The organism is Clostridium punense, assembly GCF_017874425.1.
Lineage (GTDB): Bacteria > Bacillota > Clostridia > Clostridiales > Clostridiaceae > Clostridium_J > Clostridium_J punense.
In genome coordinates, this window is the sequence record NZ_JAGGLL010000062.1 from 1 (window position 1) to 13,020 (window position 13,020).

Annotated in this window: 10 protein-coding genes; 1 reads left to right on the forward strand and 9 read right to left on the reverse strand. The window is 32.5% G+C overall.

Features of this window, described 5'->3' with window-relative positions; translation table 11 throughout:
• Positions 1 to 134: 134 nt before the first annotated feature.
• From J2Z44_RS20585 to J2Z44_RS20625, 9 genes are all read right to left on the reverse strand, one after another.
• Entirely contained in the window at positions 135 to 1,895 is a 1,761-nt protein-coding gene (locus J2Z44_RS20585) for an Eco57I restriction-modification methylase domain-containing protein (protein WP_342591528.1), read from the reverse strand.
• A gap of 237 nt (positions 1,896 to 2,132) precedes the next feature.
• The gene (locus J2Z44_RS20590; RefSeq protein ID WP_021284528.1) at positions 2,133 to 2,768 is read right to left on the reverse strand and encodes a cyclodeaminase/cyclohydrolase family protein; all 636 of its coding nucleotides are present in this window, start codon (positions 2,766 to 2,768) and stop codon (positions 2,133 to 2,135) included.
• Between the two features lie 15 nt (positions 2,769 to 2,783).
• A complete protein-coding gene (gene hutI, locus J2Z44_RS20595; protein WP_021284527.1) occupies positions 2,784 to 4,028 on the reverse strand; it encodes an imidazolonepropionase in 1,245 nt (414 codons plus the stop codon).
• Positions 4,029 to 4,050: 22 nt separating this feature from the next.
• Positions 4,051 to 4,947, reverse strand: a complete 897-nt coding sequence (gene ftcD, locus J2Z44_RS20600) for a glutamate formimidoyltransferase (RefSeq protein ID WP_021284526.1) — start codon at positions 4,945 to 4,947, stop codon at positions 4,051 to 4,053.
• 147 nt (positions 4,948 to 5,094) lie between these two features.
• Positions 5,095 to 6,618 (reverse strand): histidine ammonia-lyase, encoded by a 1,524-nt coding sequence (gene hutH, locus J2Z44_RS20605; protein WP_021284525.1) that lies wholly within the window; start codon positions 6,616 to 6,618, stop codon positions 5,095 to 5,097.
• A 183-nt stretch (positions 6,619 to 6,801) separates the two neighbouring features.
• On the reverse strand, positions 6,802 to 7,671 hold the full coding sequence (locus J2Z44_RS20610) for a DMT family transporter (protein WP_021284524.1): 870 nt from the start codon (positions 7,669 to 7,671) through the stop codon (positions 6,802 to 6,804).
• Positions 7,672 to 7,777: 106 nt separating this feature from the next.
• Positions 7,778 to 8,872, reverse strand: coding sequence for a glycosyltransferase (locus J2Z44_RS20615; protein WP_021284523.1), 1,095 nt, complete (start codon positions 8,870 to 8,872; stop codon positions 7,778 to 7,780).
• A gap of 218 nt (positions 8,873 to 9,090) precedes the next feature.
• Positions 9,091 to 9,798 carry a WecB/TagA/CpsF family glycosyltransferase gene (locus J2Z44_RS20620; protein WP_021284522.1) on the reverse strand — a complete coding sequence of 236 codons (708 nt, stop codon included), beginning with the start codon at positions 9,796 to 9,798 and terminating at the stop codon, positions 9,091 to 9,093.
• A 47-nt stretch (positions 9,799 to 9,845) separates the two neighbouring features.
• A complete protein-coding gene (locus J2Z44_RS20625) occupies positions 9,846 to 10,913 on the reverse strand; it encodes a tetratricopeptide repeat protein (RefSeq protein ID WP_021284521.1) in 1,068 nt (355 codons plus the stop codon).
• A gap of 522 nt (positions 10,914 to 11,435) precedes the next feature.
• Here J2Z44_RS20625 and J2Z44_RS20630 point away from each other — a divergent pair.
• Entirely contained in the window at positions 11,436 to 12,926 is a 1,491-nt protein-coding gene (locus tag J2Z44_RS20630) for an aminotransferase class I/II-fold pyridoxal phosphate-dependent enzyme (RefSeq protein WP_021282677.1), read from the forward strand.
• The last annotated feature ends 94 nt before the right edge of the window (positions 12,927 to 13,020 follow it).

Sequence of the window (13,020 nt, forward strand, 5' to 3'; positions counted from 1 at the left end):
GGTGGACACCCTTGCCGTAGGCTAGTGGTTGGTGCTATCAACCCCCACAGTGGACTTTCACCACCGAGCTGCCGCCCATGCTGGGCGCACTGAAATAAAAGGCTAATGGTTATGCCACTAGCCTTTTTAATATTTTATAAGGAAGCTTTAATTATCTCTACTTCTTCTTCACTTATATTAAAATAATCATATAATTCTTTCTCAGTTAAGTCCTTAAACTCTTTTATATTAGGAATTCTAAGCTTCATTAGATTATTAGGATAGTACTCATATAAGTCCTCTCCAAGCTTTTTAGCAAAGGTCTTGAAGTAAAACTCATATAAATTGCTATTTAAGATGAACAATAAAAACTCATAGGAAAATTCAGTGTTTTCTCTTAATCTTAAAGCATACACATCAGCACTAAAATAACTTCCTTCATCTAGAGCAAATTTACTGCTGGCAGCCTTAAATGGAAATATAATTTTTTTATCTTCAAAAATGTTTTGAGTTCTTCCCCATTGAAGAGCATACCATCTTCTTACTCCCCTAACACACTCTCTTCTCAAAGATAGCTTTTCTCGGTAATCACCAATATACTTAATAGAGTTTGGATATTCCTTTTCTTCTTTAATAAGGTCTGAATATATAAGGTAGCTATTCTGCCTATTCACTTCATTTTTTCTTATGTAACTTCCTTTAATCCATGGCTTTAATATATCTTCTTCTAAGCCCTTTTGATAGGCAGTTTCTCTTTTAACTACAAAGGCCCTATCACAGCCAGTAATAATTCCCTGATGGCTTGTACAAATATCTGATAATAGGTACTCACTTTTACTTTCTATCTTTCTAACTATTTCTTTTACCTTGTTATCTCTGATAATCCACTCATCCCCCTGCAGTGATTTTTGAGGAATGAAAAATCTATTGTAGTGGTCTCCTTCATTTAGAAATAAAGAGTTAAAGAACTTATCATCCTTTCTTCCTTTATCAGAAAGAGGTTTTATTATCTCTATTTCTTCTAGTGATTCTTCTTCTTTTTTCATAAATATAATCACCGGGTCAATTCCTATTCCTTTAAAAGGTCTAACCCCATAAAAATCAATAAGCTTGTAAACTGACATAGTTTCACTTATAAGCTTTCTTAAGTTCCTTCCGCTAGAGGATTCTAAAAAATATCTTGAAGTAATAAAGGATAGCTTTCCCTTTTCTCCAATACTATCCATAGACTTCTTAAAAAAGCAGTAGGAAATATCACTCTTGTCTTTAAACACTTCACTATATATAGTTTTCAAGGTTAAAGAGTATTCCTTATCAATAGATTTTGGTCCTACATAAGGAGGGTTTCCAATTACTATGTTGAAATTATGGTGATTTTCATACAGTAAATAGTCCTCACTTAAAAGATTCTTTGTAACTTCCCCACTGATTTCAAATAGGTCTAGTTTTAGTATGTCTAAGGCTACACTATCTATATCAAAACCATATAAGTTATTTGTAATAATATGGTTGTTTAAATTTCCTTCATTTAGCTTAAGTTTATTTTCCTTATTGATTTTACTTAAATTCTTTATGTATATGTTTTTTATATGATTGAAGCAATGTATTAATAGGTTTCCTGTTCCACAGGCTGGATCTAATATCTTTATATAAGGATTTTTTATTATATCTTCTTCTTGTATTGTGTTTTCTATAAGGTATTTTGCCATAGCCAATGGAGTGTATACTGTTCCTTTTTCTTTGTTATTTTTAATTATTTCGTAGTAATATTCTGCAACACTCTTATCTTCTGGGATATTTGTTTTTTTTCTAAAGCTTCCAATTGCAATCTCCTTAAACATAAAATCTATAGGAGAATTCAAAACTTCAATGACCTCTTTAATATTATCGATAAATATTTGTCCCAACGCTATCACTTCCTTACCTTTGTTTAACCTAGTATAACATAAATAAAGAATTTTTAAAATAATGGAAACCCTTAAAAATGCTGTTATAAAAGGACTCTGTAATAACCACAGCAATAACTTTTCAAGGGTCTTTTGAGTTATCCTACTTATTTACTATAATAAAACCATGGATAATAGAGTTACTTTTCTCTTATCCATGGTTTTCTGATTATTTAAGACTTTTATCCACTATGCAACAATATCTAATTACATATTTTCTTTTACTATAGCTAATATTTCTTCTTTTCTTTTTAAACCTTCATTAGCAAGTGCCTCTATTTCCTTTTCCATTGCTACCTTATACTCTTCATCTTTAATGCTTGAAAGATTAATTTTCACGTTTAATATAGCTCCTTCAATGGCACTTTGAGTCATTAAAGCTGCAACGCCCCCATCAGAAATTGCATTTTTGTTTCCGTATTTAACTGAAACTAAAATACTATCATAAAGGCTAAAGGTTTTTCTTGCTACTTCTAGTGGAATTGCAATTGCTCCTTTATAGCCCTCTTGTATTTTTTCACTTCTTATAGCTTTTTCTTCCTCAGTTTCCTTTGGAAGCTTAAAAGCAGCCATTACAGAGTTAAAGGCATCCACATCTTTATTCATTAAATCTAAGAATTCATCCTTTAATTTATCTGTAACTTCTAAGTGCCTATCTACTAATGCTTTTTCTTCATCCTTTAAACTTGCATAGGCTTTCTTTCCAACTGTTAAGTTGAATACCATAGCTCCTAAAGCACAAGCTAAAGATGCAGACAGAGCTGCTACACTTCCGCCACCTGGTGCTGGTGAATTAGAGCCAAGCTCTGCTACAAATTCTCTTACGGTTTTATTATCTAACATATTTGCTCACTCCTTTTAACGTTCAACTACGATTTTACCATTTTTTATAACTTTATCTACAGAATTTATTCCAAAATGATAAATTAAATAGTTTAAGTTTTTGCTATTAAACATTGCTATATCTGCTTTTTTTCCTGGCTCAATTGAGCCAACACTACGTTCTCTGTCTATTGCGCAAGCAGCATTAATTGTCATAGCATTAATAATTTCCTCTGGGAACATTCTCATTCCAAAGCAAGCAAAGGTCATTACATTTTGCAGTGATTCAGTAGGTGAAGTTCCTGGGTTGCAGTCTGTTGCTAGTGCAACAGCAACCCCCTTATCTATCATCTCTCTTGCCCTTGCATACTTTCCAAGCATTAAATAAAAGGCTGTAGAAGGTAACAGTACTGCTACCACATCATTATCGGCTAAGGCCTTAATTCCATCATCAGAAGCGGCTATTAAATGTTCTGCAGTTGTAGCCTTTAATTCTCCCGCCAATTCTGCTCCCTTTACTGACTCAACCTCATCAGCATGAATTTTAAGCTTTAACCCATGTTGCCTTCCTATTTCTAGAATGTTTTTACATTCCTCTGTGGTGAAAACTCCTTCTTCACAGAAACAATCAACAAATTCAGCTAGTTTATGTTCACTTATATAAGGAATCATTTCTTCATTAATTATTCTTATAAATTCCTGTCTGTTTTCCTTATACTCTTTTGGGATTGCATGAGCTCCCATAAAGGTTGACACTACATCTATAGGATGACTTTCATTAAGCAGCTGATTTACTTTTAGGATTTTTTCTTCGCTTTCTAAATCTAAGCCATAACCTGATTTACTCTCTACAGTAGTAGTTCCATGATTAAGCATAATATCTAATCTTTTTCTAGCTTCTCCTGCTAACTCTTCCACAGAAGCCTTTCTAGTATTTTCTACTGTGCTTAATATGCCTCCACCCATTTTTAGTATTTCTATATAGCCTACCTTATTTAATTTTAGTGGCAACTCTCTTTCCCTGCTTCCAGCATATACTACATGAGTGTGAGGATCTACAAGCCCTGGAGTTACTGTTTTACCTCTTCCATCTAAGATAGTATCACCTTGGGTTATATATTCTTTATAGCCTTCTCCACTGCCTACAGCTACGATATTTTCTTCCTTCACCACCACATAACCATTTTCAATGATTTTGGCATCCTTCATTTCTTCTTTTTTCTTTCTATAGCTGCCTTCACAGGTAACTAAGCAGTCAATATTCTTAATAATTATGCCCATTAGTATCAGCTCCTAAATAATCTTATTCACTTATTCTTTTTTCTAATATTTGATCCATAGAGAAGTTTTCAATTTGAAGGTAGTACTCAGCACTTCTAACTAAAGCTGCCATTGGTACAAGTCCAATAACCTCACTACCTACAACTGGTACTCCATAACGTTTTGCTTCCATTTTAACCATTTCAAAAGCTCTATAAACTGCAGTTTTTTCATAGTTTACTAAATTCATTGAAACTTGAGCTATGTTTCTATCCTCTAACTTTACTCCCATGGCCTTAACAAATCTTAAGCCACCACCTAAATGTCTTACAGTTTTTGCAATGGCATCAGCAATTTCCACTTTATCTGTGCCTAAATTAACATTAAAAGCTACAAGTGGCTCTCTAGCTGCAATTGCAATACATCCACCTTTAACATTGACTTCACTTGGACCATAATCTGGCTTCCAGTTTGCTTCTTTTATCTTTGTAAAGAACCCTTCATATTGTCCTTTTCTCACGGAAGCTAAGTTCTCTCTATGTGATGCTGAAGCAGCTTTTTCATAAAGGTAAACAGGTATGTTGAATCTTTCACCAATTACTTTACCAACATTATTAGCTATTTCCACGCATTCCTCCATGGTAACTCCTTCAATTGGAACAAAAGGTACTACATCTAGTGCTCCCATTCTTGGATGTCCACCCTCATGAGTGCTCATGTCTATAACTTCATATACCTTTTCAGCCATATTAATTATTGCTGCTTGAAGTGCCTCTGGATTTCCAACCGCTGTAACTACTGTTCTATTGTGGTCTGCATCACTAGAATAGTCTAAAAGTTTTACTCCTTCAGCCTTTCTTAAAACTTCTACAATACTTTCTACCTTCGCCTTGTCTCTTCCTTCACTGAAATTTGGTATACATTCAATAATTCTCCCCATGATAAATCCTCCTTTATGATAACTAGGTTTATTTTACTTAGGTATTTTATCACCTAACTTTTAAGACATTCTTACTCCTTATATAATAAATCTACTTATTTAACTCTTCATAAACTTCCGACTTATAAATCCAAGCTAAATTAAAATCTAATAAATTACTTTCACCACTTCTTCTACATTATTAACAACTTTGCCTTCAACTATAAGCTGTTGAACCTTTTCTAATTCCTTGTACATAACCACATCTTCTTCTATAAAATTCACAGCTTCTCTAACAGTTTCATAAGCTACTTTAGTTCCTTTTCCTAAATTGAAATCTTTTCTAAAGTCAATAGCTTGGCAAGCTGCCAAAATTTCAGTGGCTAAAACTCTTTCGCAGTTTCTTATAATATCTCTTCCCTTTCTAGCAGCAATAGTTCCCATACTTACATGATCTTCTTGATTTGCAGAAGACGGTATAGAGTCTACACTCGCTGGATGGGCTAAAATTTTATTTTCTGATACTAACGCTGCTGCTGCATATTGGGTAATCATAAAACCTGAGTTTAAGCCACCATGTTTTACTAGGAAAGCTGGTAGATCATTTAACTGATAATTTATTAATCTTTCAAGCCTTCTCTCAGACACATTAGCAAGCTCTGCCATAGCAATTCCTAAAAAGTCAAAGGATAAAGCCATTGGCTGGCCATGGAAGTTTCCTCCTGAAATTACTTGCCCTTCTTCAGTAACTATTGGATTGTCTGTTACTGAGTTAATCTCAATTTCAACTCTTTCTTTTACATAGTTTAAGGCATCTTTACTAGCACCATGAATTTGAGGAATACATCTTAAAGTATAAGCATCTTGTACTCTTATTTCTCCTTGATTTGTGATAAGACTACTTCCTTCTACTAAATTCAAAATATTTTTTGCTGTGTTAATTTGTCCTTTATGAGGTCTAATATTATGAGTTCTCGGATCAAAGGCATCCCTTATGCCTCTTAGTGCCTCCAAAGTTAAAGCTGAAGCTATATCTGAAATTTTTACAAGGTTAATTCCATCATACAGCGCAAGAGCTCCTACTGCTGTCATTATTTGTGTTCCATTGATAAGAGCTAAGCCTTCCTTTGCCACTAACTCAATAGTTTCAATACCAGCTTTTTTCATTGCCTCTTTACCGGAAAGTACTTTCCCCTCATATTCAGCTTCTCCTTCCCCAAGCATAGGAAGCACCATATGAGAAAGAGGCGCTAAATCACCTGAAGCTCCTAAAGAACCCTTCTCTGGAATTACTGGATGAACTCCTTTATTTAACATTTCAATAAGAGTATTCAAAGTTTCTAACCTAATACCTGAGTATCCTTTAGATAAAGCATTAGCTCTAAGAAGCATAGCTGTTCTTACCTCATCAGTTGCTAGGTTATTTCCATATCCACAAGCATGAGAAATAATAAGGTTTCTTTGGAGAGTTTTGCAATCCTCTCCTGATATAGTTACATCTGAAAACTTACCAAACCCTGTAGTAATTCCATAAACAACTTCATCATTTTCTACAATATTATCAACAATACTTCTAGACTTAATTACTCTTTTTTTAGCTTCTTCACTAAGTTCAACTTTATAATTTTTCCTTGCTACCTTTATAACTTCTTCTAAAGTCAAACTATTACCGTCAATCACCACTTTTTTCATTTAATAACCCCCATTATTATTTATAATTTTATATACATACTCTATTCTTTATAAAGTTCAAATAACCTTCTAAAATTAATTCAAGAATATTGCGAATATTTTTAATATGCCATCACTTTACTCTATTAAACCATAATAAAAAAAAGCCTACTGTATAGACTTTTTTTATTTATATCTCAGTTTTTATTCTTTAGCCAATATAACCATAGAAGAAATTATCAGTAAACTTCCTATAACAATCCTAACTGTCAAGGCTTCTTTTAGTATTATAACTCCTAATACTAAGCTTACAATAGGTTCCAAAGTGCTAAATATTGCTGCATTCGAAGAGCCAATAATCTTTACCCCCTGTAAAAATGCCATTAGAGCAACTACAGTGGATATAAAGGCTAGAAGTAATATAGCTATGAAGCTATAAAATTCTATATTAAATACAAGACTCTTAGTTGCAGCCCCATAAATCAACTGGGCTCCTGCTGCAAGTACTGACACATAGAAGGTCATTACATAACTATTTATTGCTTTAATCTCCTTATGAGATGCTCCTAGCACATACAAAGAATAGCATAAGGAGGAAAGTAATCCTAGTAATATTCCAGTAGGATTATAGTTAGTAGCTCCCATATCTATCATGGTGAAAATCCCTCCAATAGATAAAAGCAAACAACCTATTTTCTTTATATGAACTTTTTCTTTGAAAATCACTGTAGAAAACAAAGTAACTATGGCTGGATAGGTATAAAGAAGCATGGTAGCCATACCAACAGATATATAATTATAAGCTGCAAATAAGGTAGCTGAAGTTAAAGAATATCCTGCAACTCCTAGTATAACTACCAGCTTTACTTGACTTTTATTTAGCTTCATAGATATTTTATTTGCTTTTAAGTAGTACAATAGCATAAAGGAAGCAAATAAAAACCTTAAAAATAGGGTAGTAACAGGATTTGAACCTCCGTTATAAGCCAGCTTTGCTAAAATTGGCATAACCCCAAATGAAATTGCAGATAAAATTATATATAATACACCATTTATTTTGTCATTCTTCCCCATTTTGTCCTCCAGTAAAATTCTTATAATATATAATAGGAATATGTTTATAAAACGGACCTGCTATCCCTTATTATACATGATTATGCAAATTATTACATTACTTACTTTAAAGTTTTATTATTTTTTCGTATATGGACTTATATGTTCTCCAAAAACTCTCCAAGGTAAACCTATCATATAATAATTTTTCAATATTAGCGCCTTTAGTGCTACGTTCTTCATCTTTACAAACCTGTTTCATAGTAGTATATATTGCTTCACTACTTTGGTTTTCTATTAAGTAGCCCTTCTCTTCCTGCATAATGCTCTCTAAATCTCCAACCCTTGTTGCCATAACTGGAACCCTTGCATAGGCTGACTCTAGCATAACTAGTGGTGGTGCTCCCCCTTCACTAAAAGAAGCTATAATGGAACAGTTACAAAGCTTTAGATAGTCTATTGGATTATCTACAAAGCCAGTAATAAAAACTTTATTCTCTAAATCTTTACTTTTTATAAGCTTTTCAATGTCACTCCTTAAGCTTCCATCTCCAATTAAAAGCAGTTTAGCATTATCATACTCCTTTGAAAGCCTTGAAAATCCTTCAATTACTCCCATATGATTCTTTATAGGGTGAAATCTCCCCACCATTCCAAAAACAAAGTCATCCTTAGAAATTCCATATCTGCTTCTAATTTGCTCTTCTCTTTCTCTATGCTTAATTCCTTTTATGTCTAAGCCGTTATTTACTACATATTTATTTCCTTTAAAATTTTTTTCATCTATCAAACCCTTCAGATTGTTTGATATAGTTATATAGTTTTTAAAGCTTTTTAGTCCTAAGGTACTTAAGGGAGTAAAGAGTATCAATTTTAACTTATTATTTAAAAAGTCATATCTGTAATCACTGTGAATAGTTGCCACGGTTTTCCTCTTTATTTTAAACCCATATATTAAATGAATTAATGAAGTCCTTGCACCATGAAATACAGCTAAATCACAGCTATTATTGTTGATGTAATCTATAAGAGGAGAATTATTTGTAGACTTTTTAAAAACCATATTCTTTATACCTCTAGCTTCAGCCTTTTCAAATAAAATTCCTTTTCCTAAAAAAGCTATTTCATTAGAAAAAAGGGAATTATCGTTGCTGCATAGGTTTAAAACATGGTTTCCCGCTCCTCCATTATCATCACCAGCAATTACATGTAAAATCTTCATCAAAACCACCTCCTACATATTTGAATATATAATTAATGTCATGTTCTAAAAGAATAAATGAAAACTCGAATTTATATATAATCTCATTATTACTTTCCTAGAAACCTTTTTCGATTAATTCATTTTCATTTTGAAAGCCCACTGTAAGTGTTTTTAAATTTCAACAGATATTTAAAAAATAAAGTATAGGACTTTGCCTATACTTTATCTTCAAATCCTTATTTTTCCTTTATTACTTGAATAAAAAACTTAGGTATAGATGATAATCTCTTAATACGTGAGGGTTCTTTAGCTACTCTGTAAAACCATTCCAATCCCATATTAATCATCCATTTTGGTGCTCTGTTCATCTTTCCAGCAATTATATCAAAGCTACCTCCCACAGCCATAAATATACTGCAAGGAAGTTCATCCATATATTTAATAATAAAGTTTTCTTGTCTTGGTGCTCCCATAGCTACAAATAAGGCATAGGGACTCTTCTCTTTTATATCTTCAATTATATCATTGCAATTTTCCTGATCAAAAAAACCATTATGATAACCCAATATCTTAAGCTTTGGGTACTTTTTCTCTAAGTTCTCAACGCACTTTTTTATAGTCTCCTCATTGGTTCCTACTAAATAAACTCCTTGATTGAATTCCTCACAATTTTTTATAATGTCTTCCATAACTTCGATACCTGCTATTTTTTCTTTAACCGGTTGCCCTACTATTCTAGAAGCAATGACAGTACCTACTCCATCAGGTATTATTATTGTGTTGTCTGCGGTAAAATTTTGAAACAAGGAATCATTGTTTAAGCCTTGAAATAAAATCTCTGGGTTACCTGAAACAATATGAACCTTTTTATATTTAAAAACTTCATTTATAAGATTTGATTTTGTATCTGAATAAATATTATATTTAAGTAATTTAGTACTCATTGAATCCCCCAAGTTTTTCCTCATAAACCTATGACATTTATGATATTTTAGCTTTTACTTAAAATTTCCTCAAGTTCCAATACTATTTCATCTTTTGGGTCTAACTTCTTAGCAATTTCTAAGTGAAGCTTTGCTTGTTTAACATCATTAATATTAATATAACACATAATTAAATTTGTGCAAATTTCTATAGACTTTGTAATTTCAAAAGCCTTTCTAAAATATTGAATTGCAAAGTCATAATTTCCTAAGCAAGCATGGTTGACACCAAGTTCATTGACTACTTCTATGTAATCACTACTGATTGCTAGTGCTTCGTTCAAATAATAAATAGCTTTTTCAAAGTTTTCCAAAATCCTATAAGCGACAGCTATAAAATAGTATATTTCTGCAGTGTCTCCTAAGGTATCTAAAAGAGGCAATAAAATTTGTAGGGCTTCCTTAGGTGCTTCATATACTAATTCCTTACCTTTATCATACTCAGTTACAGTACTTAAGGAAGTTTTTAGCTCCATTACTTCCTCTGTAATCTGCCCTCCTAAAGCCAAATATTGATTTATAGCATATAAGGCTCCCTGAAAATCCTTGTCATCTCTTTTAATCAGTGCCTCATAATAAAATGGCTTTGTATAATTATTAACTTTTTTGCTCTTTTCTATTAAGTTAAGTTCTTCATCCTTAAAATCTTTATTTTTATTTCGTAAAGCATCTGCTAGCAGTAAAGCCTTATCAAAAATCTCTTGGCTTTCATCTATCTCTAGAAAACCTCTGAGCAATATGTATGCATCCTCATATTTTTCTTCTTTAATATGTTTAAAAATTGTTCCTTTTATGAACTTATCGCTATTTGGCACATGGGCAATGAGTTTTTTATAGGTTTCATTAAATCTAAAACTTTTATCTGCACCTAACACATAGAACATTCCCTCAACAAACATATTTACTGGAATATGCTCTAAGCTTTCTCCTGCCTTTGTCTTATCTACTATTTCATCTCCTCTAACTGGAAGAAAGGTATTTTCTTCAAAGTTAAAATCATTTATCTTGCTTCCTTCTTTTATTTCTAAAAAAAGTACCTTTGATAATTTATCTAATAAGTAGCTTTCAATACTCATATTTCACCATCCTATAAGCAAAATCTTTATTATGCCTTATCAATGCACAAAAACTAGTTTTTTATCAAAATTATATATTACCATAAAACTAGCTCCTATACTAGAATTATACAGCATATTTAATATTATAAACAAAGTGAAAATTTTATTGCATTAATAAAGATATTAATTTATAATTAATTTGTTTTATGTGTATATATATAAATAATATCTAAAATTTTAGCCTTAAAATTGTATTTTTATTTATAAGGCATCTGAAAATAAATAACAAGTCAAAGATGTGAAAGCTATTTTGCGATAGACAAGGAAACAGGTTCCGCAGATAGTGGAGCTATCAAAGGGTTCTGTTGACGCAGTATAGCACAAAATAGATGAGCAGATTGACTTATTTATTTTTTGAAGATGCTTAGTGCTATTTTAACTAAATAGTTATGTACATACATAAAACTTATGATAAATTCATAAGTTAATTATAATAATTATTTTACACCAATTGAAAGAATATAGAAAGAGGGTATGGAATTGTATAAGCTAAACCAAAACGAAACACCACTTTTTGATGCCTTAATGGAATATGTAAATAGAGAAACTCTTCCTTTTCATGTTCCTGGACATAAAAAAGGAGTAGGAGTAGATAAAGAATTTAAAGATTTTATGGGAGAAAACCCATTCAAAATTGATGTGACAGTTTTTAAGCTTGTGGATAGCTACCATCATCCAACAGGTCCAATAAAAAAAGCACAAGAATTGGCTGCAGACGCCTATGGCTCTGATGCTTGCTTTTTTTCTGTACACGGTACTTCTGGAGCTATACAAGCTATGATTCTTTCTGTGGTTGGTGCAGGAGATAAAATAATAATTCCAAGAAATGTACATAAATCAATTACTGGCGGAATTATTCTCGCTGGAGCAATTCCAGTTTACATGCAGCCTGAGCTTGATAAACAAATTGGTGTAGCTCATGGTGTAACTCCAGAAACCGTTAAAGCAACTTTAGAAGAACATCCTGATGCAAAGGCTGTGCTTATAATTAATCCTACTTATTATGGGGTATCTACGGACATTGGTAAAATTGCTGATATCGTTCATGAGTATGACATTCCACTTATAGTAGATGAAGCACACGGCCCTCATCTTAATTTTAATGAAAAACTACCTGTCTCAGCTATGGAAGCTGGTGCAGATATTTGTGCTCAAAGCACTCATAAAATCATTGGTGCATTAACTCAAGGTTCTTTGCTTCAAGTTCGTTCAAAACGTATCAGCATCCCAAGAGTAAAACAAGTACTTAACTTAATGCACACTACTTCTCCTTCATATATTCTTATGGCATCCTTAGATACTGCAAGAAGACAAATAGCCCTTGAAGGAAAAGAACTTCTTGATAGAACTATAGATCTTTCGAACTATGTAAGAGATGAAGTAAATAAAATCCCAGGTTTCTATTGTTTTGGTGAAGAAATACTAGGAAAACCAGGTGCTTATGCCTTCGACCCTACAAAAATAACTATAACTTGCAGAGACTTAGGTATTACAGGTTATGATTTAGACATGATATTATCTAATAAGTATCATATACAAATGGAGCTTTCCGATCTTTATAATGTGCTTATTGTTGGTTCTTTTGGTGATACTCCAGAAGGTATGGAAAGATTACTTAAGGCTTTAAGAGAAATTAGTAATGAGTACTATGGAAAAGGAAGCACTAAAGCAGACTTTATAGACATACCAGAAATTCCAGAGCAAATCCAAATCCCAAGCGAGGCCTTTAACAGTGTTAAGACTCCTGTTAGAATTAAGGATAGCGTTGGTATGATTAGTGGTGAGTTCTTAATGGCTTATCCTCCTGGAATTCCAATACTTTGTCCTGGTGAGAAAATCACTACTGACATTGTAGATTATGTTCAAAGATTAAAGGATACTGGCCTTTATGTTCAGGGAACAGAAGATCCAGAAGTTGAATACATTAGAGTTGTTAAAGAAGAAGACGCTGTTTATATCAGCGTAGAATAATAAAAAAGGCGTGCCTCGGCACGCTCTCCCTTTTTGCCTCCAGCTCTTAGGCGTAGCCTGCTATCAAAAAAATACTTGTCTCTTAGACGATTTT